The sequence below is a fragment of the Paracoccus versutus genome (genome assembly GCF_029909795.1).
Lineage (GTDB): Bacteria > Pseudomonadota > Alphaproteobacteria > Rhodobacterales > Rhodobacteraceae > Paracoccus > Paracoccus versutus.
This window is the reverse complement of record NZ_CP038197.1, coordinates 2,347,481-2,371,790: the sequence shown is the minus strand read 5'-3', so window position 1 is coordinate 2,371,790 and position 24,310 is coordinate 2,347,481. Positions and strand designations below refer to the sequence as shown.

At 66.7% G+C, this 24,310-nt stretch carries 27 protein-coding genes and 1 pseudogene; 1 reads left to right on the top strand and 27 read right to left on the bottom strand.

Going from position 1 to position 24,310, the window contains the following annotated elements:
• Positions 1 to 19: 19 nt before the first annotated feature.
• From trmB to E3U25_RS22935, 25 genes and pseudogenes are all read right to left on the bottom strand, one after another.
• The gene (gene trmB / locus E3U25_RS23055) at positions 20 to 721 is read right to left on the bottom strand and encodes a tRNA (guanine(46)-N(7))-methyltransferase TrmB (protein ID WP_116222952.1); all 702 of its coding nucleotides are present in this window, start codon (positions 719 to 721) and stop codon (positions 20 to 22) included.
• A 20-nt stretch (positions 722 to 741) separates the two neighbouring features.
• Complete coding sequence (locus E3U25_RS23050; protein WP_072460967.1) at positions 742 to 2,418, bottom strand: ribonuclease J; 1,677 nt, start codon at positions 2,416 to 2,418, stop codon at positions 742 to 744.
• Entirely contained in the window at positions 2,411 to 3,190 is a 780-nt protein-coding gene (locus tag E3U25_RS23045) for a type III pantothenate kinase (protein WP_036751375.1), read from the bottom strand. Before E3U25_RS23045 ends, E3U25_RS23050 begins: the two co-directional genes overlap by 8 nt.
• 5 nt (positions 3,191 to 3,195) lie before the next feature.
• Positions 3,196 to 3,954, bottom strand: a complete 759-nt coding sequence (locus tag E3U25_RS23040; protein ID WP_116222953.1) for a biotin--[acetyl-CoA-carboxylase] ligase — start codon at positions 3,952 to 3,954, stop codon at positions 3,196 to 3,198.
• Entirely contained in the window at positions 3,947 to 5,446 is a 1,500-nt protein-coding gene (nuoN, locus tag E3U25_RS23035; RefSeq protein ID WP_114534816.1) for an NADH-quinone oxidoreductase subunit NuoN, read from the bottom strand. The genes E3U25_RS23040 and nuoN overlap by 8 nt, the downstream gene beginning before the upstream one ends.
• A gap of 9 nt (positions 5,447 to 5,455) precedes the next feature.
• Positions 5,456 to 6,997, bottom strand: coding sequence for an NADH-quinone oxidoreductase subunit M (locus E3U25_RS23030; RefSeq protein ID WP_036751381.1), 1,542 nt, complete (start codon positions 6,995 to 6,997; stop codon positions 5,456 to 5,458).
• 1 nt (position 6,998) lies between these two features.
• A complete protein-coding gene (gene nuoL, locus E3U25_RS23025; RefSeq protein ID WP_116222954.1) occupies positions 6,999 to 9,098 on the bottom strand; it encodes an NADH-quinone oxidoreductase subunit L in 2,100 nt (699 codons plus the stop codon).
• A 6-nt stretch (positions 9,099 to 9,104) separates the two neighbouring features.
• Entirely contained in the window at positions 9,105 to 9,410 is a 306-nt protein-coding gene (nuoK, locus tag E3U25_RS23020) for an NADH-quinone oxidoreductase subunit NuoK (RefSeq protein WP_010392916.1), read from the bottom strand.
• Positions 9,411 to 9,509: 99 nt separating this feature from the next.
• Complete coding sequence (locus E3U25_RS23015) at positions 9,510 to 10,112, bottom strand: NADH-quinone oxidoreductase subunit J (protein WP_036751385.1); 603 nt, start codon at positions 10,110 to 10,112, stop codon at positions 9,510 to 9,512.
• Positions 10,109 to 10,513 carry a carboxymuconolactone decarboxylase family protein gene (locus E3U25_RS23010; RefSeq protein WP_114534814.1) on the bottom strand — a complete coding sequence of 135 codons (405 nt, stop codon included), beginning with the start codon at positions 10,511 to 10,513 and terminating at the stop codon, positions 10,109 to 10,111. The genes E3U25_RS23015 and E3U25_RS23010 overlap by 4 nt, the downstream gene beginning before the upstream one ends.
• Positions 10,510 to 11,001 carry an NADH-quinone oxidoreductase subunit NuoI gene (nuoI, locus tag E3U25_RS23005; RefSeq protein WP_011748524.1) on the bottom strand — a complete coding sequence of 164 codons (492 nt, stop codon included), beginning with the start codon at positions 10,999 to 11,001 and terminating at the stop codon, positions 10,510 to 10,512. The genes E3U25_RS23010 and nuoI overlap by 4 nt, the downstream gene beginning before the upstream one ends.
• Positions 11,001 to 11,183: a hypothetical protein gene (locus tag E3U25_RS23000; RefSeq protein WP_036751389.1), complete on the bottom strand. Its 183-nt coding sequence runs from the start codon at positions 11,181 to 11,183 to the stop codon at positions 11,001 to 11,003. The genes nuoI and E3U25_RS23000 overlap by 1 nt, the downstream gene beginning before the upstream one ends.
• Before the next feature lie 3 nt (positions 11,184 to 11,186).
• Positions 11,187 to 12,224, bottom strand: a complete 1,038-nt coding sequence (gene nuoH, locus E3U25_RS22995) for an NADH-quinone oxidoreductase subunit NuoH (RefSeq protein WP_036751391.1) — start codon at positions 12,222 to 12,224, stop codon at positions 11,187 to 11,189.
• A gap of 18 nt (positions 12,225 to 12,242) precedes the next feature.
• Complete coding sequence (locus tag E3U25_RS22990) at positions 12,243 to 13,010, bottom strand: hypothetical protein (protein ID WP_116223277.1); 768 nt, start codon at positions 13,008 to 13,010, stop codon at positions 12,243 to 12,245.
• Between the two features lie 5 nt (positions 13,011 to 13,015).
• Positions 13,016 to 15,034, bottom strand: coding sequence for an NADH-quinone oxidoreductase subunit NuoG (gene nuoG, locus E3U25_RS22985; RefSeq protein ID WP_116222955.1), 2,019 nt, complete (start codon positions 15,032 to 15,034; stop codon positions 13,016 to 13,018).
• 130 nt (positions 15,035 to 15,164) lie between these two features.
• Positions 15,165 to 15,305 (bottom strand): hypothetical protein, encoded by a 141-nt coding sequence (locus E3U25_RS22980; RefSeq protein WP_166435605.1) that lies wholly within the window; start codon positions 15,303 to 15,305, stop codon positions 15,165 to 15,167.
• A gap of 8 nt (positions 15,306 to 15,313) precedes the next feature.
• Entirely contained in the window at positions 15,314 to 15,712 is a 399-nt protein-coding gene (locus E3U25_RS22975; protein WP_072460972.1) for a DUF5333 domain-containing protein, read from the bottom strand.
• 171 nt (positions 15,713 to 15,883) lie between these two features.
• On the bottom strand, positions 15,884 to 17,179 hold the full coding sequence (nuoF, locus tag E3U25_RS22970) for an NADH-quinone oxidoreductase subunit NuoF (RefSeq protein WP_036751396.1): 1,296 nt from the start codon (positions 17,177 to 17,179) through the stop codon (positions 15,884 to 15,886).
• Between the two features lie 4 nt (positions 17,180 to 17,183).
• Entirely contained in the window at positions 17,184 to 17,447 is a 264-nt protein-coding gene (locus tag E3U25_RS22965; protein WP_116222956.1) for a DUF5337 domain-containing protein, read from the bottom strand.
• Complete coding sequence (locus E3U25_RS22960) at positions 17,447 to 18,094, bottom strand: hypothetical protein (RefSeq protein ID WP_116222957.1); 648 nt, start codon at positions 18,092 to 18,094, stop codon at positions 17,447 to 17,449. The genes E3U25_RS22965 and E3U25_RS22960 overlap by 1 nt, the downstream gene beginning before the upstream one ends.
• A gap of 45 nt (positions 18,095 to 18,139) precedes the next feature.
• Positions 18,140 to 18,838, bottom strand: a pseudogene (gene nuoE, locus E3U25_RS22955) (NADH-quinone oxidoreductase subunit NuoE); the annotation flags it as partial.
• On the bottom strand, positions 18,838 to 20,076 hold the full coding sequence (locus tag E3U25_RS22950; protein ID WP_072460973.1) for an NADH-quinone oxidoreductase subunit D: 1,239 nt from the start codon (positions 20,074 to 20,076) through the stop codon (positions 18,838 to 18,840). The gene E3U25_RS22950 and the pseudogene nuoE, both read right to left, overlap by 1 nt.
• Positions 20,077 to 20,128: 52 nt before the next feature.
• Positions 20,129 to 20,755: an NADH-quinone oxidoreductase subunit C gene (locus E3U25_RS22945; protein WP_036751406.1), complete on the bottom strand. Its 627-nt coding sequence runs from the start codon at positions 20,753 to 20,755 to the stop codon at positions 20,129 to 20,131.
• A gap of 3 nt (positions 20,756 to 20,758) precedes the next feature.
• Positions 20,759 to 21,292, bottom strand: coding sequence for a NuoB/complex I 20 kDa subunit family protein (locus E3U25_RS22940; protein WP_024843170.1), 534 nt, complete (start codon positions 21,290 to 21,292; stop codon positions 20,759 to 20,761).
• Complete coding sequence (locus E3U25_RS22935) at positions 21,283 to 21,648, bottom strand: NADH-quinone oxidoreductase subunit A (RefSeq protein WP_036751408.1); 366 nt, start codon at positions 21,646 to 21,648, stop codon at positions 21,283 to 21,285. Before E3U25_RS22935 ends, E3U25_RS22940 begins: the two co-directional genes overlap by 10 nt.
• Positions 21,649 to 22,029: 381 nt before the next feature.
• Between E3U25_RS22935 and E3U25_RS22930 the strand changes: the two genes are divergently transcribed.
• A complete protein-coding gene (locus tag E3U25_RS22930) occupies positions 22,030 to 22,380 on the top strand; it encodes a DUF488 domain-containing protein (protein WP_036751410.1) in 351 nt (116 codons plus the stop codon).
• Here E3U25_RS22930 and ggt read toward each other — a convergent pair.
• Both ggt and E3U25_RS22920 read right to left on the bottom strand, forming a co-directional pair.
• On the bottom strand, positions 22,374 to 24,113 hold the full coding sequence (gene ggt / locus E3U25_RS22925; protein ID WP_181180824.1) for a gamma-glutamyltransferase: 1,740 nt from the start codon (positions 24,111 to 24,113) through the stop codon (positions 22,374 to 22,376). The genes E3U25_RS22930 and ggt overlap by 7 nt on opposite strands.
• 12 nt (positions 24,114 to 24,125) lie before the next feature.
• Positions 24,126 to 24,287, bottom strand: a complete 162-nt coding sequence (locus E3U25_RS22920) for a hypothetical protein (protein ID WP_166435610.1) — start codon at positions 24,285 to 24,287, stop codon at positions 24,126 to 24,128.
• Positions 24,288 to 24,310: the final 23 nt, after the last annotated feature.

The following is a 24,310-nucleotide window of genomic DNA, read 5'->3' as shown; positions in this document are numbered from 1 at the left end:
TCACGGGCGGGGGTTGCAATCAGCCCTTGCGGCGGAAAGTGACGTAATGCGGCGCCCGCCCCTCGCGCAGGGCCTTTTGCTCATAGCGGGTGCTGGGCCAGTCGTCCCAGGGCTCAGGCCCCTCGGCGATCAGTTCGAAACCGGCCTGCGGCACCTCTTCCAGCGTCTGGCGGACGTAATCGGGGATGTCGGTCGCGACGCGGAACTCGGCGCCCGGCCGCATGACGCGGGCGAGCGGGATCAGATGCTCGGGCGTGACGAAGCGGCGGCGGTGGTGGCGCGCCTTGGGCCAGGGGTCGGGATAGTTCAGGAAAGCGCGCGAGATCGAGGCCTCGGGCAGCACGTCCATCAGGTCGCGCGCATCGCCGGGGTGCACGCTGACATTGCTGACGCCCGCCGCGCGGATCTTGCCCAGGAGCATGGCGACGCCGTTGATGAAGGGCTCGCAGCCGATGATGCCGATCTGCGGGTAGCGGGCGGCCATGTGGACCATGTGCTCGCCGCCGCCGAAGCCGACCTCCAGCCAGACCGGGCGGTCGTCGCCGAAGATTGCCGCCGGGTCGATGGGCTTGCGCTCGGGGTTGTCCTGGACGGTGATGCCGCGCGGGCGCAGGCTGCCCAGATCCTCGGACAGGTAGCCCTTTTGCGACTGGCGCAGGGTCTTGCCGTGGCGGCGGCCATAGAAATTGCGGCGCGGTGGGGTCGGGTCGAATTCGCTCATGCTTGGTCCAGCCGGTCCGGTCACTCGGCGGCGAGGCGCGAGATCACCACCGTCACCTCGGGCTTCTTGCCGATCTCCTCCATCGAGACCTGGCGGGTGATCTTGCGGATCGCCTCTTCCAGGCGGTCGTCGTCCATCACCGTGCGGTCGTCGGCGCGTTCCAGGAACTCGGCCAGCTCGCTTTCGATATTGCGGGCCAGCGGCACGCCGGCGCGGCCCAGTTCCGGCAGGCCGGACAGTTCCACCCAGGCGTCTGGCAGGGGCGTGTCGTCCTCGTCGATGATGACCGAGACCATGGCATGGCCGTTCAGCGCCATGCGGATGCGGTCGCGCACCACACCGTCCATGGCGCCGATCAGCACCGTGCCGTCCAGGTAAAGCCGGCCGGTGTCGATCTGGTCCACCACCCGCGGCACCGGGCCGGTCAGGTCCAGCATGGTGCCGTTGGTCGCCACCGCCGCGGGAATGCCGCGCGCCTGCGCCAGCTTGGCATGTTCGCGCAGGTGCATATGCTCGCCATGCATCGGGATGACGATCTGCGGCTTCAACAGATCGTGGACCGCCTCGATGTCCGGGCGGTTGGCATGGCCCGAGACGTGATAGGTGCCGTCGTCCCCGTCATAGAGGTCCACGCCCATTTCCGACAGCGCGTTCATAATGCGGATCACCCCGCGCTCGTTTCCGGGGATGGTGCGCGAGCTGAAAAGGAAGCTGTCCCCCTCTTTCAGCTCGATCCCCAGGTAGCGGCCGCGCGACAGCTGGGCGCTGGCGGCGCGACGCTCGCCCTGGCTGCCGGTCACGATCAGCATCACCTTGTCGCGCGGCAGTTCCGAGGCCTCCTCGGGGCCGATCACCGGCGGGAAATTGGTCAGGATGCCGGTCTCGACCCCGACCGTCACCATGCGGCGCATGGCGCGGCCGAGCAGGCAGATCTTGCGGCCGGCGGCAAGGCCGGCCTCGGCCAGGGTCTTGAGGCGGGCGATGTTGCTGGCGAAGGTCGTCGCCACCACCATCTGCCGCTGCGCCATGACGAAATCCAATAGCGGATTGGCCAGCACCGCCTCGGACCGGCCGGGATGGGGGGAAAAGACATTGGTGGAATCGCAGGTCAGAACCTTGACCCCCTGCCCTTCGCCCGCGATGTCGTGCCACAGGATCGGGTCGAAGGGCTCGCCCACCACCGGGGTGCCGTCCAGCTTGAAATCGCCGGTATGCACGATGCGGCCCGCCGGCGTGTCGATGATCAGCGCCGAGCTTTCCGGGATCGAATGGCTGACGGGGACAAATTGCACCCGGAAGGGACCGGCCGTCACCACCGCGGGGCGCGGGGCGTGGATATGCAGCTGGTCGACGGGCTGGCCGGCCTCTTCCAGCTTCAGCCGCGCCAGCGCGCCGGTGAAGCGGCGGCAATGCACCGGCTTTTGCAGCTTGGGCCACAGCAGGCCAAGCGCGCCGACGTGATCCTCGTGCCCATGGGTGATGAAGATGGCGTCGATGCGGTCGCGGTTCTGCTCTAGCCAGGCGACATCGGCCATGATCAGGTCGATGCCCGGCGCAGAATCCATGTCGCCGAAGGTCACGCCCAGGTCGACGACGATCAGCCGCTCGCGCCCCGGCTGGCCGTAGCCGTAGACATAGGCGTTCATGCCGATTTCGCCCGCGCCGCCCAGCGGCAGATAGATCAGGCGCTCAGCCATTGCCCATCTCCTTGTTGTAATCATGGATCAGGCGCAGGCCGTGCATGGTCAAATCGTCCTCGATCGCGTCGAACAAATCAAATCCCTGGTCGAACAGCGGTGCAAGCCCGCCCGTTGCTATAACCTTCATCGGCCGCCCGCGTTCCTCGCGGATCTTGTCCACCACGCCCTGCACCAGACCGATATAGCCCCAGTAGATGCCGGACTGGATGCAGGCCACCGTATTGGTGCCGATCACCTTGGGCGGCATGGTCACATCGACATGCGGCAGGCTGGCCGCGCCCATGTGCAGCGCCTCGAGCGACAGGTTCACCCCCGGCGCGATGACGCCGCCCACATAGGCGCCGTCGGTATCCACCACGTCGAAGGTCGTCGCGGTGCCGAAATCGACCACGATCAGGTCCGGCCCGTGCCGCTCATAGGCGCCCCAGGTGTTCACCAGCCGGTCGGGGCCGACCACGGTGCCGAAATCCACCCGCGGCGCCACCGGCAGCAGGCAGTCCGGCTTGCCGACCACCAGCGGACGGGTGTCGAAATAGCGGTTGCACAGCACGCGCAGGTTGAACACCACCCGCGGCGCGGTCGAGCTGATGATGCAGGCGTCGATGTTCAGTTCCAGCTTCTGCAGGGAAATCAGCGTGGACAGCCAGACGAAATATTCGTCCGCCGTGCGGCGGTGGTCGGTCGAGATGCGCCAGAGGCCGACGAATTTCTCGCCGTCCCAGACGGAAAAGACCGTGTTGGTGTTGCCGGTGTCGATGCAAAGCAGCATGGCGATCAGCCTCCGAAATAGACTTCGGCGGCGGGGATGACCTGCCGCCCCGCCGGACCGCGCAGGACCAGCGCGCCGCTGTCGTCGATGCCCTCGAAGATGCCGCGGCTTTCGGTCGCGCCGGTGCGGGCGATGATCGGCTCGCCCAGCCGGGCGGCGCGGGCCAGCCAGGCGTTGCGGATCGGGGCGAAGCCATAGGCGTCGAGCTGCGCCTGCCAGCGCGCGAAGGCCGGGGCCAGCAGGTCCAGGAATTCCTCGGGATCGACGGCGTGGCCGGTCTCGCCCTGCACGGAAACCGGCGGGGTCGCGCCGGGTTCGACCGCGCCGGCATCGGGCGCCGCCGCCAGGTTGACGCCGATGCCCACGGCCACCGCCTGCACCCCCGGACCCGAGCCCGAGCTTTCCAGCAGGATGCCCGCCACCTTGCCGCCGTTCAGCAGCACGTCGTTGGGCCATTTGATCGCCAGCCGCGCGGCCGGCCCGCAGGCCAGGCCAAGCGCATCGTAAAGCGCCAGCGCCGCGACGAAGGACAGCTGCGCCGCCGCCATCGGCCCGCCCTGCGGGCGCAGGACCAGCGTGCCGGCGAAATTCCCCGCCGGCATGACCCATTCGCGCCCGCGACGGCCACGGCCCGCGAATTGCTCGCGGGCCATCACCCAGGCGGGACCGGAAAGACCGGGCGCCAGCTTCAGCGCCTCGGCATTGGTGCTGTCGGTGCGGGCCAGCACATGGCGGGCCACGCCCTCGGGCCAGGCGTCACTCACCTTGCGCGGGCTCGGCTTGCAGGGTCTCGGCGGGCTGTTCGACAGCGGCGACCGGGCCGACCAGGGTCTCGGCGGCACGGCCGGCGGCGGCATCGACGCCGAACATGCTGATCGCGCCCACCAGCATGGCCAGGGCCGGCAGCATCAGCGCCAGGTATTGCACCGCGCCCATGCGCGAACTCATCCCCTCGGATTCGCCGCCGAAATACATGTAATAGACGATGCGCAGGTAATAGAAGGCGCCGATGACCGAGGCGATAACGCCCAGCACCGCCAGCCAGCCCATGCCGGCATCGACCGCCGCCGTCAGCACGCCGAACTTGGCAAAGAAGCCCAGCGTCGGCGGCACGCCCGCCAGGCTGAACATCAGCACCAGCATGGCCAGCGCCTTAACCGGATCGGTCCAGGCGAAACGGTTCAGCGAAGCGAGGTCGGTGACCGGCACGCCGTCGCGCTCCATCGACAGGATGAAGGCGAAGGTGCCGATGTTCATCACCGCATAGATGGTCATGTAAAGCAGCATGGTCTGCACGCCGATGGCGGTGCCGGCGGCCAGGCCGACCAAGGCAAAGCCCATATGCGCGATCGAGGAATAGGCCATCAGCCGCTTGATGTTGGTCTGGCCGATCCCGGCGATCGAGCCCAGGAACATCGACATCACCGCCAGCGCCGCGACGATCTGGCTCCAGTCGCCGATGACATGGCCGAAGGCGTCGAAGACCAGCCGCGCGATCAGCGCCATGGCCGCGACCTTGGGCGCGGTGGCGAAGAAGGCCGTCACCGGCGTGGGCGAACCCTCGTAGACATCGGGCGTCCACATGTGGAAGGGCACGGCCGAGACCTTGAAGCTCAGGCCGACCAGCATGAACACCAGCCCGAACAGCACGCCCAGGGACAGATGCCCGCCCTGGATGGTCGAGACGATGCCCTCGAACCCGGTGGTGCCGGCAAAGCCGTAGACCAGCGAGGCGCCATAGAGCAGCAGGCCCGAGGAAAGCGAGCCGAGGACGAAATACTTCAGCCCCGCCTCGGACGAGCGCACCGAGTCGCGGCGCATGGCGGCGACGACGTAAAGCGCCAGCGATTGCAGCTCCAGCCCCATGTAGAGCGTCAAGAGGTCGCCGGCCGAGACCATGAACATCATGCCCAGCACCGCCAGCGCCACGATGATCGGGAACTCGAAGCGCAGCATGTTGCGGCGCTGCATGTAATCGGCGCTCATCGCCAGCACGGCGGCGGCGGCAACCAGCGTCACCACCTTGGCAAAGCGCGAGAAGCCGTCGTCGATGAACATGCCGTGGAAGGCGGTGCCGTCGGCATGGCTGCCCAGGCCCACCATCGCCGCGACAAGCAGGAAGGCCGCGACCGTGACCCAAAGCAGCGTCCGGGCCAGCCTGTCCTTGCCGAGATAGGCCCCCGCCATCAGGGCGGCAAGGGCGTATCCGGCCAGCACCACCTCGGGCAGAATGGTCGAGAAATCGAGCGAGGTCATGTCCGTCCCCTAGTGGCTGGCTTGGGCCGTGGCGACGGGTGCCGCCGGCTGGCTCTGGTTGTAGTCTTGGACGAGCGCTGCGACCGCCGGGCCGGTCACGTCGGTGACGAACCGCGGATAGACGCCCAGGATCAGCGTCATCGCGATCAGCGGAATGAACACCCAGCGCTCGCGCGGGGTCATGTCGGTGATCGACTTGAGGCTTTCCTTGATCAGCTGGCCCAGCGTCACCCGGCGATAAAGCCAGAGCGCATAGGCCGCCGACAGGATCACCCCCGAGGTCGCGACCAGCGCCACCCAGGTGTCGACGCGGAAGACGCCCATCAGCGTCAGGAACTCGCCCACGAAACCCGAGGTGCCGGGCAGGCCCACGTTCGCCATGGTGAAGAACATGAACACCGCCGCATAGGCCGGCATCCGGTTCACCAGCCCGCCATAGGCGTCGATTTCCCGCGTGTGCATGCGGTCGTAGATCACGCCGACGCACAGGAACAGCGCGCCCGAGATGAAGCCGTGCGACAGCATCTGGAAGATCGCGCCGTCGACGCCGATCTGGTTTGCGGCAAAGACGCCCATGGTCACGTAGCCCATGTGGGCGACCGAGGAATAGGCGATGACCTTCTTCATGTCCGACTGCGCCAGCGCCACCAGCGAGGTGTAGACGATGGCGATGGCCGACAGCCAGAAGACATAGGGCTGGGCCACGCCGCTGGCGACCGGGAACATCGGCAGGCTGAAGCGCAGGAAGCCGTAGCCGCCCATCTTCAGCAGCACCGCGGCCAGCAGGACCGAGCCGGCGGTCGGCGCCTGCACGTGCGCGTCGGGCAGCCAGGTATGGACCGGCCACATCGGCATCTTGACCGCGAAGCTGGCAAAGAAGGCCAGGAACAGCAGCATCTGCATGCCGCCGACCACGGTCATGCCCAGCAGGCGGAAGTTGTCCGACGGGAAGTCGAAGGTCAGCAGCGTCGGGATGTCGGTGGTGCCCGCCATGCGATACATGGCGATCATCGCGACCAGCATCAGCACCGAGCCGAGGAAGGTGTAGAGGAAGAACTTGAAGGACGCATAGATGCGGTCCTTGCCGCCCCAGATGCCGATGATCAGGAACATCGGGATCAGCCCCGCCTCGAAGAACAGGTAGAACAGCACCAGGTCGAGCGCGGTGAAGACGCCGATCATCAGCCCTTCAAGGACCAGGAAGGCGATCATGTATTCCTTGACCTTGTCCTCGACCTGCCAGGTCGAAAGGATGGTCAGCGGCATCATGAAGGTGGTCAGCAGCACGAACAGCACCGAGATCCCGTCCACGCCCATCTTGTAGCGCAGGCCCATGATCCAGGCGTGATCCTCGACGAACTGGAAGCCGGTGTTCGCCGGGTCGAAGCGGAACAGCACGAAAAGCGAGATCACGAAGGTCGCCGTCGTGGTCAGCAGCGCCAGCCACTTGGCGTTGCGCGCCGCGGCCTCGTCCTGGCCGCGCAGGAACAGCGCCATGATGATGGCGGCGACGATCGGCAGGAAGGTGATGATGGAAAGAAGGTTCGTCATGTCAGTGCGCGCCCCGCATCATCACCCAGATCAGCAAGCCCACGATGCCCAGAACCATCGCGAAGGCGTAGTGGAACAGATAGCCCGATTGCACCCGGACCGCCGCGCGGGTCAGCCGCGGGATCAACCCCATGGCCACCCCGTTGATGGTGCCGTCGATGACGGCGCCGTCGCCGCCCTTCCACAGCACGCGGCCAAGCCATTTCGCCGGCCGGACGAAGATGAAGTCGTAGATCTCGTCGAAATACCATTTGTTGAGCAGGAACTGATACAGCGCCGGCTGCTGCGCCGCCAGCCGCTTGGGCAGCGACGGGTTGGCGATGTAGAAGGTCCAGGCGGTGATCAGCCCCAGAACCATGGCGATGAAGGGCGAGACCTTGACCCAGGCCGGCGCATGATGCGCCTCGTCCATGATGTGGTTGTCGGGATGCATGTAGATCGCACCGCCGACCGGCGCGGCAACCTCGGCATGGGCGGCCTCGGCGGCGGGCTCGGCCTCGGCGGCCGTATCGGCAGCGGGGGCCTCGGTAGTCGCGTGTTCCGCGGCCTCCTCGCCCTCGGCGGCCTCATGCTGCGCGCCGGCGATGTGGAAATATTCCGTGACCTTGTGGTGGTCGCCGAAGAAGGGACCATACCAGACCATGCCGGCAAAGACCGCGCCCACGGCCAGCACGCCCAGCGGGATGGTCATGACCGGCGGGCTTTCATGCGCATGGTCATGGGCATGATGGTCGCCGCGCGGCTTGCCGTAGAAGGTCAGGAAGATCAGCCGCCAGCTGTAGAAGCTGGTGAAGCAGGCCGCGATGACCAGCAGCCAGAAGGCATAGCCGCTGCCCGCATAGGCGCTTTCGATGATCGCGTCCTTGGACAGGAAGCCGGCGAAGCCCAGATGGGTCAGCGGGATGCCGACGCCGGTGATGGCGAAGGTGCCGATCATCATCGCCCAGAAGGTCAAGGGGATCTTCTTCCGCAGCGCGCCATAGTTCCGCATGTCCTGTTCATGGTGCATGGCATGGATCACCGAGCCGGCGCCCAGGAACAGCATGGCCTTGAAGAAGGCGTGGGTCAGCAGGTGGAACATGGCCGCCGAATAGACGCCTACACCCGCCGCCACGAACATGTAGCCCAGCTGCGAGCAGGTCGAATAGGCGATGACGCGCTTGATGTCGTTCTGCACCAGGCCCACGGTCGCGGCGAAGAAGGCGGTGGTGGCGCCGATGATGACGATGAAGTTCTTGGCGTCCGGCGCGAATTCGTAAAGCGGCGACATGCGGCAGACCAGGAACACGCCCGCCGTGACCATGGTCGCGGCGTGGATCAGCGCCGAAACCGGGGTCGGGCCTTCCATCGCGTCCGGCAGCCAGGTGTGCAGCAGAAGCTGCGCCGACTTGCCCATGGCGCCGACGAACAGCAGGAAACCCAGCAGGTTCGCCGCGTTCCAGTCGCGCCACAGGAAATGCATGTCGGTCTGCGCAAGCTGGGGCACCTGGCGGAAGATCTCGTCGAACTGGACCGAGCCGGTCAGCCAGTAAAGGCCGAAGATGCCCAGCAGGAAGCCAAAGTCGCCGACGCGGTTGACGATGAACGCCTTCATCGCCGCGGCATTGGCGCTGGCCTTCTTGTAGTAGAAGCCGATCAGCAGGTAGGAGGCGACGCCCACGCCCTCCCAGCCGAAGAACATCTGCAGCAGGTTGTCCGCCGTCACCAGCATCAGCATGGCGAAGGTGAAGAACGAGAGATAGGCGAAGAAGCGCGCCTTGTAATGCTCGTCATGCGTCCAGTTGTCGTCATGGGCCATGTAGCCCAGCGAATACATGTGGACGAGCGCCGAGACCGTCGTCACCACGATCAGCATGATCGCGGTCAGCCGGTCCATGCGGATGGCCCATTCGGCATGGAAGTCGCCGGTCACGACCCAGTCCAGCACCGGGATGTGCCGCGGCACGCCGTCGAAGGACAAGAACAGATACCAGCTGATCAGGCAGCTGAGGAACAGCACGCCCGTGGTCAGGTATTGCGCGGCCTTCTCGCCGATCGCGCGCCAGCCCAGCCCGGCGATCAGCGACGCGATGAGCGGCGCGAAGAGGACGAATTTTTCCATGCTCGCTTATCCCTTCATCACGTTGACGTCTTCCACCGCGATGGTGCCGCGGTTGCGGAAGAAGACCACCAGGATCGCCAGGCCGATGGCGGCCTCGGCGGCGGCGACGGTCAGCACGAACATGGTGAAGACTTGCCCGGCCAGGTCGCCCAGATGGGTCGAGAAGGCGACGAAGTTGATGTTCACCGCCAGGAGCATCAGCTCGATCGACATCAGGATGACGATGACGTTCTTTCGGTTCACGAAGATCCCGAAAATGCCGGTGACGAACAATATCGCCCCCACAACAAGATAATGAGTCAATCCGATCATCGTCCTGGTCCCTCCGGGTCGTTCACCCGTTGAAATATCCGTTTGCTACTGGGACCGCAGCAGCGATCCCGATGGCTGTCGCGGTTCGACTTGCCGCGTTCAAAGCCCCTGCCCCGGCTTGACGTCCTTCAGCTCCATCGTCTTGGCCGGGTCGCGCCACATCTGCTCCAGCACGTTCTGGCGCTTGACGTCCTTGCGGTGGCGCATGGTCAGCACGATCGCCCCGATCATCGCCACCAGCAGCACCAGCCCGGCCAGCTGGAACATCAGCACATAGCGGTCATACAGCACCAGGCCCAGGCCGAAGGTGTTCTCGACCGCCGAGTCCACCGGCGCGGCGCGCAGGCTTTCCGCCTGGTCCGAGGGCGTCCAGCCCGAAAAGGCGATGCCCAGCTGCGCCAGCAGCACGACGCCGATCACCAGCGCCAGCGGCAGGTAGCGCGCAAGCTCGCCCTTAAGCTCGGCGAAATCCACGTCCAGCATCATGACGACGAACAGGAACAGCACCGCCACCGCGCCGACATAGACCACGACCAGCAGCATGGCGACGAATTCCGCGCCCTGCAGCACGAACAGCCCCGCCGCGGACAGGAAGGCCAGGATCAGCCACAGCACCGAATGCACCGGGTTGCGTCCGATCACGACCATGAAGCCCGCGACGCAGGCGCTGATCGCGAACAGGTAGAAAGCGAAGGTCATCATTCCTCGTCCTCCTCGGCATAGACGCTCTGGGCGATTTCCAGCGCCTTCTGCATCGCGGGCAGCCCGCCGAACATGCTCATCTGAAAGATCGTCTCGGCGATCTCGCGTTTGGTGGCGCCGGCCGCCAGCGCCTGGCGCACGGTCATGCGCAGCTGCGGCTCGGCCAGCGCGCCCTGGACGGTGATCGCGCCGATGGTGAGAAGCAGGCGCGTCTTGGCGTCCAGCCCCTCGCGGTTGAAGGTCTTGCCGAACCACATTTCCAGCATGTCGGCGGGAATCGTCGGCACCAGCTTTTCCATGGCGCGCATGTCGAAATGCTCGAGCGCCGGGTTGAAGGCGCGCGCCATCTCCTGCCCCGAGGCCATCATCTGTGCGAAAAGCTTGGTGAGGGCATCGGTCATCGGTAGGGCGCATCCAGCTGCAGGTTGCGGGCGATCTCGGCCTCCCAGCGTTCGCCGTTCGCAAGCAGCTTCTGCTTGTCGTAGAACAGCTCTTCGCGGGTTTCGGTCGCGTATTCGAAGTTCGGCCCCTCGACGATGGCATCGACCGGGCAGGCTTCCTGGCAGAAGCCGCAATAGATGCACTTGGTCATGTCGATGTCGTAGCGCGTGGTGCGGCGCGAGCCGTCCTCGCGCGGTTCGGCGTCGATGGTGATGGCCTGGGCCGGGCAGACCGCCTCGCACAGCTTGCAGGCGATGCAGCGTTCCTCGCCGTTGGGATAGCGGCGCAGCGCGTGTTCGCCGCGGAAGCGCGGCGACAGCGGGCCCTTTTCATGGGGATAGTTCAGCGTCGGCTTGGGCGAGACGAAATAGCGCATACCCAGGCCGAAGCCCTTGATGAAATCCCACATCAGGAAATACTTGGTGGCACGGGCGAAATCGAAGGCCATCAGAACTGCTCCCCTTCCCGCGGCGCCGCGAAACGGTCGAACGCGGCGACATAGTCGCGGATGCGGGCGCTGTCCCGCGCTTGTTCCGCACTGTCCAGATTGTTGGCGAGGAAATGCGCCAGCTCCACCTTGTCGGTCTCACTGGCTTTGGCAAATGCCTCGGCTAGCTTGTTGGAATACATGGCTTATCCTCCGACCGTGAAGCGGGCCCAGAAGCTGCCCAGCACTTCGTAGCGCGCCAGGATCGCCACCAGCACCACCCAGCCCAGCGACAGGGGCAGGAACACCTTCCAGCCGATCCGCATCAGCTGGTCGTAGCGATAGCGGGGCACGATCGCCTTGACCATGGCGAACATGTAGAACCAGAACCACATCTTGATGACCATCCACCACCAGCCGTCGGCGATGAACGGCACGGGCGACAGCCAGCCACCGAAGAACAGCAGCGACAAGAGCGCGCACATCAGATACATGGCAATGTATTCGCCCGCCATGAACAGCAGGTAGGGCGTGGACGAATATTCGGTCATGAAGCCCGCGACCAGTTCGGATTCGGCCTCGACCAGGTCGAAGGGCGGGCGGTTGCACTCGGCCAGGGCCGAGACGAAGAACAGCACCACCATCGGCAGGTGCGGCAGCCAGTACCAGTTCAGCAGGCCGTAGTCGCCGCGCTGCGCCTCGACGATGGCGGTCAGGTTCATCGAGCCGGTCGAGATGATGACCCCGATGATGATCAAGCCCAGCGACACCTCGTAGGAGATCATCTGCGCCGCCGAACGCAGCGAGGCGAGGAACGGGTATTTCGAGTTCGAGGCCCAGCCGCCCATGATGACGCCGTAGACTTCCAGCGAGGAGGCGGCAAAGATGAACAGGATGCCCACGTTGATGTTCGCCATCACCCAGCCCTCGTCGAAGGGGATGACGACGAAGGCGAACAGCGCCAGCATCATCGACAGGAAGGGCGCCAGGAAATAGACGAACTTGTCGGCGCCGGCCGGGACGACGATTTCCTTGACGATATATTTCAGCGCGTCGGCAAAGGTCTGCAGCAGGCCCCAGGGACCGACCACGTTCGGGCCGCGGCGCATCTGCACCGCCGCCCAGATCTTGCGGTCGCCATAGACCATGAAGATCAGCGAGCCCATGACGAAGGCGATGACCGCCAGACCCTGCAAGAGCAGGCTGAGTGCGAAACCGTAGGGCGAGGCCCAGAATTCAGCCATGATCTTTCGTCCCTCTCATCACGCCGCGGGAATGCCGCGTGCCTTGCATTCCTGCAAGGTCTGTTTCGTTGTCATCACCGTCAGGCCCATCGGTTTTCTTTCGGAAAGCGTGAAGACCGAGCCGACGACCATCTTCCCGCCCCGCTTGTCGCGAAGCGTGCGGATGTGGCGGGCATAGGGCGCCCCTTTCGCATCGGCCCAGCTGGCCAGCGCGCATGTGGCATAGGCGAAGGCGGTGTCGGCGTCCACCCCGCCACGCAGGTTTGCCGTCACTTCCACCAGGCTGTCCGAGCCCTTGCGCGAACCGGCCAGCGAGGCGACCTGCGCCCCCTGGAAATCCCGCGGATCGGCCTCGAAACTGGCGGGCAGGTTCAGCCGCAGCGGCCGCGTGCGCGCCGCGAATTCGGCCAGCGCCTTTTCCTGGGCCGTGGGCTCGCGCTTGCGCACCGGCGCCATGTCCGGCAGGCCCGACAGGTCCAGGTCCAGATTCGCGTTCAGCGCCATCAGGTCTGCCTCGGTCACGGCAAAGGCGTCGCGGCCCTCGGGACTGTCCAGCGCCATTTCGCTGACCGAGCCGTCGGGCTCCAGGATCAGGATCTCGCCCGACTTGGTCGAGATCCGGCCCCTGGTCAGCACCTTCTTGTCCGGGGCGCCTGCGTCGCTTTGCAGCACCGCGACGCCCAGCTCGGCCGGCTTGGGCTGCGGGCGCGCGTCCTTGGTCGCGCCGCAGCCGGCCAGCAGCGCCAGGGCGCCGGTCGCGGCCAGCAGGGCAAGACGGACCCGCATCGCGCTCACTCCGCCGCCAGCGCCGGGGCCCTGCGGGCCGCGGCCATGGCCGAAAGCTCGCCCATCAGCGGCGACGAGCGGGCGATGGGGTTGGTCAGGTAGAAATCCTTGACCGCATAGCGGAAGCTCGCCTGCCCCAGGTCGAAGCGGTCGAGCGGCTGCCATTCGTTCTGCGGCACCTGGTCGATCTGCGCCAGATGCGGCACGGCCTCGACCAGCTTGCGGCGCAGCCCGGCCAGGCTGTCCCAGGGCTGGGTCTTGCCCAGCTCGGCCGAAAGCGCGCGCAGGATCGCCCAGTTCTCTTTGCCCTCGCCCGGCGCGAAATTGGCCCGCATGGCCAGCTGCGGCCGGCCTTCGGTGTTCACGAATAGGCCGCTTTCCTCGGTATAGCAGGCGCCGGGCAGGATGATGTCGGCGCGATGCGCGCCGCGGTCGCCATGGCTGCCCTGATAGATCACCAGCGGCCCGGCAGCGATGTCCACCTCGTCCGCGCCAAGGTTGTAGATCACCTCGGCCCCTTCGATGGCGGCCAGCAGCCCGCCTTCGGTCACGGCGCCGACATCCATCGCGCCGACGCGGCCGGCGGCGGCGTGCAGCACCAGAAGCTTGCTGTCGCCGCGCTCGCAAATGCGCATGGCATGGGCCAGCACCGCCTCGCCATCCGCCTCGCGCAGGGCGCCCTGGCCGACGATGACGATGCCGGGGGTGCCGTCCTTGTTCGACAGGTCCTCGTCCGCCAGCTTGGCCAGCGCGGCGCGGTCGTTGCCGAAATGGTGGTAGTCATAGGTCAGGTCCGCCGGCTCGCCGATCAGCGCCACCTGCGCGCCATGCGCCCAGGCCTTGCGGATGCGGGCGTTCAGCACCGGCGCCTCGTCGCGCGGGTTGGTCCCGATCAGCAGGATGCGTTTGGCATGGTCGATATCCTCGATCCGCGCCGTGCCGACATAGGCCGAGCGGTTGCCGATGGGCAGCCGGGCGCCGTCGGTGCGGCATTCGACGCGACCGCCCAGCCCCTCGACCAGCTGCTTGAGGCTGAAGGCGGCTTCGGCCGGGACCAGGTCGCCGACCAGCCCCGCCACTTTCTTGCCCTTCATCGCCTGCGCGGCGGCCTCCAGCGCCTCGGGCCAGCTGGCCGGGCGCAGGCGGCCGTTCTCGCGGATATAGGGCCGGTCGAGGCGCTGGCGGCGCAGCCCGTCCCAGACGAAGCGGGTCTTGTCGCTGATCCACTCCTCGTTCACGGCGTCATGGTTGCGCGGCAGGATGCGCATGACCTCGCGGCCCTTGGTGTCGACGCGGATGCTGGACCCCAGCGCATCCATCACGTCGATGGATTCGGTCTTGGTCAGCTCCCACGGCCGGGCGGTGAAGGCATAGGGCTTGGAGACCAGCGCGCCGACCGGGCACAGGTCGATGATATTGCCCTGCATGTTCGATTCCAGCGTCTGGTTCAGATAGCTGGTGATCTCGCTGTCCTCGCCGCGGCCGGTCTGGCCCATCTGGGTGATGCCGGCGACCTCGGTGGTGAAGCGCACGCAGCGGGTGCAGGAGATGCAGCGCGTCATATGCGTCTCGACCAGCGGGCCGAGGTTCAGGTCCTCGGAGGCGCGCTTCGGCTCGCGGTAGCGGCTGAAATCCACGCCATAGGCCATGGCCTGGTCCTGCAGGTCGCATTCGCCGCCCTGGTCGCAGATCGGGCAGTCCAGGGGATGGTTGATGAGCAGGAACTCCATCACCCCCTCGCGGGCCTTCTTGACCATGGGGCTGTTGGTGCGGATCTCCGAGGGCGCGCCCTCGGGACCGGGGCGCAAGTCCTTGACCTGCATGGCGCAGGAGGCGGCGGGCTTGGGCGGGCCGCCCACCACTTCGACCAGGCACATGCGACAGTTGCCGGCGATCGACAGCCGCTCGTGATAGCAGAAACGCGGCACCTCGATCCCGGCCAGTTCGCAGGCCTGGATCAGGGTCATGTTGGGATCGACCTCGATAATCACGTCGTCGATCTTGATCTTGCGAAGATCCGCCATCTTGTCTTCCCTTATCCCTCGCGCCCGGAAACCGCGCCGGAACGATCTCCGGCAGGTTTTGCGCGATGTAAATGCTGGCCGAAGGCTGGCCCGGTTTGCTGTGGCCCTGTCGATCCCATCCGTCCCGGCGTCATGGCTGCGCCTCCTGCACGGGAACGGTCGCGCGGGCGCCATCCTGCCCCGGCTGCGGCGCGCGCTCGGCGGCAAAGCCGTCGGCGGCGATCATCGCCGCCGCTGCCGCCGCCATCAGGGCGATGCCGATCCGGTTCATCCACGTCTTCATTTCGCCACCAAAAGGCTGCCGATTACGGTATTGCGCGCGATCTCCTGCCGGCCGACGCGGCAAAAGCTCTCGGGGTCTTCTGCCTTGGCGCCCTGGCGGGCCAGATAGTCCTCGGCCACGGCATAGATGCGCGCCTTGTCCGCCTTGCTGTCCAGGAAGGCGTCGATCTGCGCACGGGAATAGCCCTTGGTCTCGGCATAGCGCTTGAGCTTGCGCGCCTCGCCATAGGCATAAAGGATGCGGCCGTCGATGCTGGGGCAGGTGCGGCGGATGCGGTCGGCGATGCGCGCGGCGATCAGCCGGTCGTTGATGTATTTCTCCTGGGCCAGCGGCTCCAGCGCGGCTGCGGGTGTGGCAAGCGTCGCGGCGATCAGAACGGCGGGGATCAGCTTCATGGCAATAGCCTCCTTGTCATGGCCTTTTGCCATAACATGCGGCCGCCCCGAAGGTTCGGCACCAAGCCGTGAGGGCGCCGTGATCCGGCCCCACCGGCGCGCGCGCAGGCGCGGGCTTTCCCCCTGGGGGGTCCGCCATGCCGGGATGAGGGGGCCGGTCGCCATCGTCGCCTACTCCGCCGCCATCGCGCCCATGCGGCCGCTGCGCTTGGCCTTGATCCGGTCCTCGATCTCTTCGCGGAAATTGCGGATCAGGCCCTGGATCGGCCAGGCGGCCGCATCGCCGAGCGCGCAGATGGTGTGGCCCTCGACCTGCTTGGAGACGTCGAAGAGCATGTCGATCTCTTCGATCTCGGCATCGCCGCGCACCAGGCGCTCCATCACCCGCATCATCCAGCCGGTGCCCTCGCGGCAGGGGGTGCATTGGCCGCAGCTTTCGTGCTTGAAGAACTTGGACAGCCGCCAGATCGCCTTCACCACATCAGTGGACTGGTCCATGACGATCATGCAGGCCGTGCCGAAGGACGAGCGCAGCTCGCGCATGCCGTCATAATCCATGATGGCGTTTTCGCATTGCTCGGCCGTCAGCACCGGGCAGGAGGCGCCGCCGGGGATCACCGCCTTGAGGTTCTTCCAGCCGCCGCGGATGCCGCCGCCATGCTTCTCGATCAGCTCGCGCATGGGGATCGACATGGCCTCTTCGACCACGCAGGGGGTGTTGACATGGCCGGTCAGGCCGAAAAGCTTCACGCCCGCGTTGTTCGGGCGGCCGAAGCTTGCGAACCATTCCGGGCCGCGGCGCAGGATGGTCGGCACCACGGCGATGGATTCGACGTTGTTCACCGTGGTCGGGCAGCCATAGAGGCCCGCGCCGGCCGGGAAGGGCGGCTTCATGCGCGGCATGCCCTTCTTGCCTTCCAGCGATTCCAGCAGCGCGGTTTCCTCGCCGCAGATATAGGCGCCGGCGCCGTGATGCAGGTAGAGGTCGAAATCCCAGCCCGACTGGGCCGCGTTCCGGCCCAGCAGGCCCGCGTCATAGCATTCGTCGATGGCGGCTTGCAGCGCCTCGCGCTCGCGGATGAACTCGCCGCGGATATAGATATAGGCGGCGTGCGCGCCCATGGCGAAGCTGGCGATCAGCGCGCCCTCGATCAGCGTATGCGGATCGTGGCGCATGATCTCGCGGTCCTTGCAGGTCGCGGGCTCGGATTCGTCGGCGTTGATGACCAGATAGGAGGGCCGGCCGTCCGATTCCTTGGGCATGAAGGACCATTTCATGCCGGTGGGGAAGCCCGCGCCGCCCCGCCCGCGCAGGCCCGAGGCCTTCATCTCGTCGACGATCTTGTCGCGGCCGCGCTGGATGATCGCGGCGGTGCCGTCCCAATGGCCGCGCTTGCGGGCGCCGGCCAGGCTGCGGTCGCCCATGCCGTAGAGGTTCGTAAAGATCCGGTCCTGATCGTTCAGCATCGTCTTATCCTTGTCCCTGCGAGGACGCCTTGCGCCGCCGCCAGATCCGAAAGGTCACCAAAAGCGACCAGATCAAGGCCCCCATCGCCGCAAGATCGGCGAGAAAGGCATATTTCGCGGGCCAGTCCTGCTGGCCCCCCAGCCATTGCACCCCCAGCCACAGCGCCATGGTGACGGCGATCACCACCGCCACCAGACGCATCTGCCGGGCATCCGCCGCGGCGGCCCAATCCGCCTGCGACGCCGCATGTCCTGCCGGGCGGGCCATCACGCGGCCCCGCCCTTGTCGATGCGGCGGGAATGGCCGGTCTCGCCCCCCGCCGCCAGCAATTTCGCCTGGCCGACCCAGTCGTCGGCCTCGATCCGCCCGCCCATCCGGCCCAGCCGCTGCGCGAAATCGGCGACGGTGGCGGCATCCCAGGCGGCGATCTGGTCATAGCGCGTCACGCCCTGCGCGTTCAGCCAGTCCGAGATCTTGGGGCCGATCCCCTTGATCCGCTGCAGGTCGTCGGCGCCCGGCACGGGCTTGGCGGCGGCTGCAGGCACGGCTGCGGGCGCGACTACGGGCGGCGGCTCCGAAGAGGGCATGGTCCCGGCGACGATGGGCATCTGCGTGCCCGAGGTGAAGGGCTCGGGCCCCAGAGAGCCGCTGACCAGCAGCGTCTCGGGCTGGCGGTCCACCGCGGCGCGCTGCCAGTCGGTGCCGGTCAGGCCGGGGCCGTCCTCGAACAGTTCGGGCCGCTCGTGGCAGACCAGCCAGACCATCAGCGCCCCGAACAGCACGAAGGTCACGATGCCCAGGAACAGCCCGGCCAGCCAGTGCAGGTCGCCGATGCCGGCGGTGAACAGCAGCACCACCACCCCGGCGATTGCCGCCGAGATCCAGCAGTTCCTGTTGCACTCTGCCCGTTCCATCGCGACCAGCCCGCCCCCTTTCGATCAGACGCCGTTCTGCGCCGCCAGCCAAGGCGTCGTGATCGGCACCTCGGTCCCGTCGATGCGCTTGATCGTGTCGCCCAGCCGCAGCGCCCGCGCCACGCTGGCGTTATGCGCCTCGCCGCCCTTGAGATCGGCCAGCGCGGTCGGGCCGCCCAGGGCCTCGGCCGAGAAGCGGCCGTTCTGCGGACCCGGCACCGGCACCTCGCCCGCCGAGAAGCGGTCGATCAGCGCCGACAGTTTCTCGGCCGTCAGGTCCTCGTAGAAATCCTTGCCGATCTGGGCCATGGGCGCATTGGTGCAGGCGCCCAGGCATTCGACCTCTTCCCAGGAAAAGCGGCCGTCGGCCGACAGCGCATGCGGCTCGGCCGCGATCTTTTCCTTGCAAACCCGGATCAGGTCCTCGGCGCCGCAGATCATGCAGGTGGTGGTGCCGCAGATCTGGATATGCGCGACCGAACCCACCGGCTGGAGCTGGAACATGAAATAGAAGGTCGCGACCTCGAGCGCCCGGATATAGGGCATGCCCAGCAGGTCGGCGCAATATTCGATGGCCGGGCGGCTCAGCCAGCCCTCCTGTTCCTGGGCGCGCCACAGGACCGGGATGATCGCCGATTGCTGGCGGCCTTCCGGGTATTTGGTCATCTGGGCGCGGGCCCAGTCCAGGTTGGCGGGCGTGAACTCGAACAAGTCCGGCTGGATGGGGGACAGACGGCGCAGCATCAGCGGTCAACCTCTCCGAAAACGATGTCGAGCGTGGCGATGATCGCCGGGACGTCGGCCAGCATGTGGCCGCGCGACATCCAGTCGATCGACTGGAGATGCGCGAAGCCGGGCGCACGCAGCTTGGCGCGCCAGGGCTTGTTGGTGCCGTCGGCGACGATGTAGACGCCGAACTCGCCCTTGGGCGCCTCGACGGCGGCATAGACCTCGCCGGCCGGGACCCGGAAGCCCTCGGTGTAAAGCTTGAAGTGATGGATCAGGCTTTCCATGTCGCGCTTCATCTCGGTGCGCCTGGGGGGCGTCAGCTTGCCGCGGGCCAGCACGTCCCCCGCGGGCTCGGCGCGCAGCTTGCGGACCGCCTGCTGCATGATCTTGCAGGATTCGCGCATCTCGGCCATGCGGCACAAATAGCGGTCGTAGCAGTCGCCGTTCTTGCCGACCGGGATCTGGAAGTCGAATTCGTCATAGCATTCATAGGGCTGCGACCGCCGCAGATCCCAGGCCAGGCCCGAGCCGCGCACCATGACGCCGCTATAGCCCCAGTCCAGCGCGTCGTCCTCGGTCACGATGCCGATGTCGACCAGGCGCTGCTTGAAGATGCGGTTTTCCGTCAGCAGCGTGTCGAGGTCGTCGACCAGCCTGGGGAAGCGCTCGCACCATTCCTCGATGTCGTCCAGAAGGTCGGGCGGCAGATCCTGGTGCACGCCGCCGGGCCGGAAATAGGCCGCATGCAGCCGCGCCCCGCAGGCGCGCTCGTAGAAGATCATCAGCTCTTCCCGCGCCTCGAAGCCCCAGAGCGGCGGGGTCAGCGCGCCCACGTCCATGGCGCCGGTGGTGATGCCCATCAGGTGGTTCAGGATGCGGCCGATTTCCGAGTAGAGCACCCGGATCAGGCTGGCGCGGCGCGGAATCGTGGTGCCGGTCAGCCGCTCGATCGCCAGGCACCAGGCATGTTCCTGGTTCATCGGCGCCACATAGTCCAGCCGGTCCAGATAGGGCAGGTTCTGCAGATAGGTGCGGCTTTCCATCAGCTTCTCGGTGCCGCGGTGAAGCAGGCCGATATGCGGGTCGGCGCGCTCGACGATCTCGCCGTCCAGCTCCAGCACCATGCGCAGCACGCCGTGGGCGGCCGGGTGCTGGGGGCCGAAGTTGATGTTGAAGTTGCGGATGCTCTGCTCGCCGGTCAGGGCGTCCATCGAGCCGTCGTCATAGCTGTTCTTGCGGATGTCGCCGTCCATGGTCAGCCCTCAAATCCGATGCGTGGCGCGCAGGCAGGCTGCGCGGCTGCGGTCACTTCTTCGCCTCCGGCGCCTTCTCGTCGCCCGGAAGCACGTATTTCGCGCCCTCCCAGGGGGACAGGAAGTCGAACTGGCGGTATTCCTGAACCAGGTTCACCGGCTCGTAGACCACCCGCTTCTCGATGTCGCTCCAGCGCACCTCGGTATAGCCGGTCGTCGGGAAGTCCTTGCGCAGCGGATGGCCGCGGAAGCCGTAGTCGGTCAGGATGCGGCGCAGGTCGGCATGGCCCGAGAACAGGATGCCGAACAGGTCGAAGACCTCGCGCTCATACCAGTTGGCGCCGGGAAAGACGCCGGTCAGGCTGGGCACCAGCTCGTCCTCGCGCACCTGGACCTTCACCCGGATGCGCTGGTTCTGATACATCGACAGCAGGTGATAGACCACGTCGAAGCGCGCCGGCCGCGCCGGGTTGTCCACCGCGGTGATGTCGATCAGCGTGGAAAAGCGGCAGTTCGGATCGTTGCGCAGGAACTCGATCAGGCCGATCACGCCCGAGAGCGTCGCATTCACCGTCAGCTCGCCAAAGGCGACCTGGGTCGAGATCACGTCGTTCTCGCGGCGCAGCGCGATATGCTCGGCCAGTTCCAGCAGGGCGGCGTCAGAGAGGGCTTCGGACATGGCTCACCTCACCAGCGTGCCGGTGCGCCGGATGCGGCGCTGGAGTTGCAGGATGCCGTAGAGCAGCGCCTCGGCGGTCGGGGGGCAGCCGGGAACGTAGATGTCCACCGGCACGATGCGGTCGCAGCCGCGCACCACCGAATAGGAATAGTGATAGTAGCCGCCGCCGTTGGCGCAGCTGCCCATCGAGATGACATAGCGCGGCTCGGGCATCTGGTCATAGACCTTGCGCAGCGCCGGCGCCATCTTGTTGGTCAGGGTGCCCGCGACGATCATCAGGTCCGACTGCCGCGGGCTGGCGCGCGGCGCGGTGCCGAAGCGTTCCAGGTCATAGCGCGGCATCGAGGTCTGCATCATCTCGACCGCGCAGCAGGCCAGGCCGAAGGTCATCCAGTGCAGGCTGCCGTTGCGCGCCCAGTTGATGATGTCCTCGGTCGTGGTCAGCAGGAAGCCCTTGTCCTGCAGCTCGCGGTTCAACTCGGCCGTGGCGACGTCACGGTCGGCGCCTGCGGTGTTCAGGCCGGTCATCACGCCCATTCCAGCGCCCCCTTCTTCCATTCATAGGCAAAACCCACGGTCAGGACGCCCAGGAACAGCATCATGCCCCAGAAGGCCACGTCCGACAGGCTGGCAAAGCTGACCGCCCAGGGGAACAGGAAAGCGACTTCCAGGTCGAAGATGATGAACAGGATCGACACCAGGTAGAAGCGCACGTCGAACTTCATCCGCGCGTCGTCGAAAGCGTTGAAGCCGCATTCATAGGCGCTGACCTTCTCCGGGTCCGGGTTGCGCACGGCGATGACCGCGGCCGCCAGAATCAGCACGATGGCAAGCGCCGAGGCCATTCCCAGAAAAACCAGGATCGGCAGGTATTCTTGCAGCAGGTATTCCACTGGGTTGGGCTCCCTTTCGCTCGCAGGAACCCGACTGGCGTCCCGCGATGGGTTTGGCTAAGGTCCGTTTATCCCCGGTCGCGGATATGGTCAACGGTGCCACCCAGCGTCAGGCCGGCTTTGCGGCACCTGCAACGCGACAAAACCGCGCGCCCCCGGCGCCGGATCACAGGGTATTTTAGTCGGTTTTTCCTGCCGATGCGAGCCCGAACCCTTTGGCCCCGCCCGCAGGGCCGACTCGCGCCGGCAACCCCGCACCCACCCGCACCCGCGACCTGCCCGGTCCGGGCCCTGCGGCCCGCCGCACCGCCGCCGAAAACCCGGCCAGGCACAGGGAACCCGGCGGGCCATCGGGGAATTTCCCTTGGAAAGAGGCTTGCCATGACCGACATCTTCCTTCGCCGCGCCTATGACCCGCCCCCCTCGCAGGACGAGGGGCGCAAGGTGCTGGTGGACCGCATCTGGCCGCGCGGGATCAGCCGCGAGACGCTGGGGGCCGATCTCTGGCTGAAGGACATCGCCCCTTCGGACGACCTGCGCCACTGGTTCGACCACGACCCGAAGAAATGGCCCGAGTTCCGCCGCCGCTATGCCGCGGAACTGGACGCCAATCCCGAACCCCTGCGCGAGCTGCGCCAGCTGATCCGCAAGGGCCCGGTGACGCTGCTCTACGGCGCCAGGGACACCGAGCACAACAACGCCGTCGCGCTGCGCGACTACCTGGCTCAGTAGCCCAGCGTCGCCGCATCCGGCCGGCGCGGGTCCGAGGCGCCGTAAAGCGTGCCCGTCCGCGGGTCGCGCAGGATCGACTGGGTCGAGCCCATCGCCTCCTTGACCGCGACGCTGTGGCCCTTGCCCTGCAGGATGCGGATGGTGTCGAGGCTGATCCCCTCCTCCAGCCGCAACTCGTCGGGCAGCCATTGGTGATGGACGCGCGGCGCGGTCGAGGCCTCGGCCACGTTCATGCCGTGGTCGATCATGTTCATGACCACCTGCAGGACCGTGGTGATGATCCGCGCCCCGCCGGGCGAGCCGGTGACAAGCCAGACCTTGCCGTCCTTCAGCACCATGGTCGGCGTCATCGACGACAGCGGCCGCTTGCCCGGCTCGACCGCGTTTGCGTCGCCGCCGACCAGGCCGAAGGCGTTGGGCACGCCGGGCTTGGCCGAGAAATCGTCCATCTCGTTGTTCATCAGCACGCCCGTGCCCCCCGCCACCAGCCCCGAGCCATAGTTCAGGTTGATGGTATAGGTGTTCGAGACCGCATTGCCCTGCTTGTCCACCACCGAGAAATGCGTGGTCTGGTCGGATTCGTAGGGCGCGAGGTCCGCCGGCCCGATCATCACCGAAGGCGTGGCGAAATCGGCGCTGATTCTGCGCCGCATCTCGACCGCATAATCCTTGCTGGTCAGCGCCGCGACCGGCACGTCGACGAAATCCGGGTCGCCCAGGTATTCCGAGCGGTCGGCATAGGCCAGCTTCATCGCCTCGGCCATCAGGTGGATGGTCTCGCCGGAATTCTGCCCCAGCGCGCCGATCGGATAGCCCTCGAGCGCGTTCAGGATCTGGATCAGATGCACCCCGCCCGAGGATGGCGGCGGCATCGAGACCACCTCATGGCCGCGATAGCTGCCCCGCACCGGCTCGCGTTCGACGGGCTTGTAGGCGGCCATGTCCTCGACCGTGATCAGCCCGCCCGCCTCCTGCACGGCGCGGGCGATGGCCTCGGCCACCTCGCCCTTGTAGAAACCGTCCGGCCCCTCGGCGGCGATCTTCTTCAGCGTCGCCGCCAGGTCGGCCTGCACCAGCCGGTCGCCGGGCCGATAGGCCGCGCCGCCCTCCTTGAAGAAGATGGCGGCGCTCGAGGGGAACTTCTCCAGATGATCGCGCTCGGCCGCGATGCTGTCGGCAAGCTCCGGGGTGACGGTGATGCCCTCCTCGGCCAGCCGGATCGCCGGGGCGATCACCTCGGCCCAGCCCATGCTGCCGTATCTGTCCAGCGCCAGCTTCATCCCCGCCACCGTCCCCGGCACGCCCGAGGCCGCACCGCTGTAAAGCGACTTCTCGCTGTCGGCCTCGCCCGCCGCGTCCAGGAACATGTCGCGCGAGGCGCCCTGCGGCACCATCTCGCGATAGTCGATGGCATGGGTCTGGCCGGTTTCGGCGTCATGGACCAGCATGAAGCCGCCCCCGCCGATATTGCCGGCGCGCGGCAGGGTGACGGCCAGGGCGAAGGCCACGGCCACGCCCGCATCGACCGCATTGCCACCCCTGGCCATGATGTCGCGGCCGATCTCGGCCGCCAGCCGCTCCTGCGCCGAGACCATGCCGCTTTCCGCCCAGACCGGATGGATCCGGTCCATGGCGTCAAAGATCGCAGCCTCCTGCGCCGCAACAGGCAGCCCGAGAGAGCCCGCCAGCACGATGGCCGCCGCACGGCCCATTCCGACGATTCGATCCTTCATGGCGCCCTCCGCTCAACCCTTGCGGGTCGAGCCTAGCAGCAGAACGGCGCGGATCAAAAAGCGAAAACCGCGGCGTTGCGCCAGCGTCCCGCTCGCGTCATGGGTATTTGAAGAACAGAGAAGACCCGAGCAGCGCCCGATTTCCAGCGCAATCGCCGCTTCTTCGTTGCTCAAATACCCATGACGCAACCGCGCAG

Excerpts from the sequence above, each read along its gene's own strand:
- trmB (WP_116222952.1), bottom strand. The coding sequence starts at position 721 with ATGAGCGAATTCGACCCGACCCCACCGCGCCGCAATTTCTATGGCCGC.
- E3U25_RS23050 (WP_072460967.1), bottom strand. The coding sequence starts at position 2,418 with ATGGCTGAGCGCCTGATCTATCTGCCGCTGGGCGGCGCGGGCGAAATC.
- E3U25_RS23045 (WP_036751375.1), bottom strand. The coding sequence starts at position 3,190 with ATGCTGCTTTGCATCGACACCGGCAACACCAACACGGTCTTTTCCGTC.
- nuoN (WP_114534816.1), bottom strand. The coding sequence starts at position 5,446 with ATGACCTCGCTCGATTTCTCGACCATTCTGCCCGAGGTGGTGCTGGCC.
- E3U25_RS23030 (WP_036751381.1), bottom strand. The coding sequence starts at position 6,997 with ATGACGAACCTTCTTTCCATCATCACCTTCCTGCCGATCGTCGCCGCC.
- nuoL (WP_116222954.1), bottom strand. The coding sequence starts at position 9,098 with ATGGAAAAATTCGTCCTCTTCGCGCCGCTCATCGCGTCGCTGATCGCC.
- nuoK (WP_010392916.1), bottom strand. The coding sequence starts at position 9,410 with ATGATCGGATTGACTCATTATCTTGTTGTGGGGGCGATATTGTTCGTC.
- E3U25_RS23015 (WP_036751385.1), bottom strand. The coding sequence starts at position 10,112 with ATGATGACCTTCGCTTTCTACCTGTTCGCGATCAGCGCCTGCGTCGCG.
- E3U25_RS23010 (WP_114534814.1), bottom strand. The coding sequence starts at position 10,513 with ATGACCGATGCCCTCACCAAGCTTTTCGCACAGATGATGGCCTCGGGG.
- nuoI (WP_011748524.1), bottom strand. The coding sequence starts at position 11,001 with ATGGCCTTCGATTTCGCCCGTGCCACCAAGTATTTCCTGATGTGGGAT.
- E3U25_RS23000 (WP_036751389.1), bottom strand. The coding sequence starts at position 11,183 with ATGTATTCCAACAAGCTAGCCGAGGCATTTGCCAAAGCCAGTGAGACC.
- nuoH (WP_036751391.1), bottom strand. The coding sequence starts at position 12,224 with ATGGCTGAATTCTGGGCCTCGCCCTACGGTTTCGCACTCAGCCTGCTC.
- E3U25_RS22990 (WP_116223277.1), bottom strand. The coding sequence starts at position 13,010 with ATGCGGGTCCGTCTTGCCCTGCTGGCCGCGACCGGCGCCCTGGCGCTG.
- nuoG (WP_116222955.1), bottom strand. The coding sequence starts at position 15,034 with ATGGCGGATCTTCGCAAGATCAAGATCGACGACGTGATTATCGAGGTC.
- E3U25_RS22980 (WP_166435605.1), bottom strand. The coding sequence starts at position 15,305 with ATGAACCGGATCGGCATCGCCCTGATGGCGGCGGCAGCGGCGGCGATG.
- E3U25_RS22975 (WP_072460972.1), bottom strand. The coding sequence starts at position 15,712 with ATGAAGCTGATCCCCGCCGTTCTGATCGCCGCGACGCTTGCCACACCC.
- nuoF (WP_036751396.1), bottom strand. The coding sequence starts at position 17,179 with ATGCTGAACGATCAGGACCGGATCTTTACGAACCTCTACGGCATGGGC.
- E3U25_RS22965 (WP_116222956.1), bottom strand. The coding sequence starts at position 17,447 with ATGGCCCGCCCGGCAGGACATGCGGCGTCGCAGGCGGATTGGGCCGCC.
- E3U25_RS22960 (WP_116222957.1), bottom strand. The coding sequence starts at position 18,094 with ATGGAACGGGCAGAGTGCAACAGGAACTGCTGGATCTCGGCGGCAATC.
- E3U25_RS22950 (WP_072460973.1), bottom strand. The coding sequence starts at position 20,076 with ATGGACGGCGACATCCGCAAGAACAGCTATGACGACGGCTCGATGGAC.
- E3U25_RS22945 (WP_036751406.1), bottom strand. The coding sequence starts at position 20,755 with ATGTCCGAAGCCCTCTCTGACGCCGCCCTGCTGGAACTGGCCGAGCAT.
- E3U25_RS22940 (WP_024843170.1), bottom strand. The coding sequence starts at position 21,292 with ATGGGCGTGATGACCGGCCTGAACACCGCAGGCGCCGACCGTGACGTC.
- E3U25_RS22930 (WP_036751410.1), top strand. The coding sequence starts at position 22,030 with ATGACCGACATCTTCCTTCGCCGCGCCTATGACCCGCCCCCCTCGCAG.
- ggt (WP_181180824.1), bottom strand. The coding sequence starts at position 24,113 with ATGAAGGATCGAATCGTCGGAATGGGCCGTGCGGCGGCCATCGTGCTG.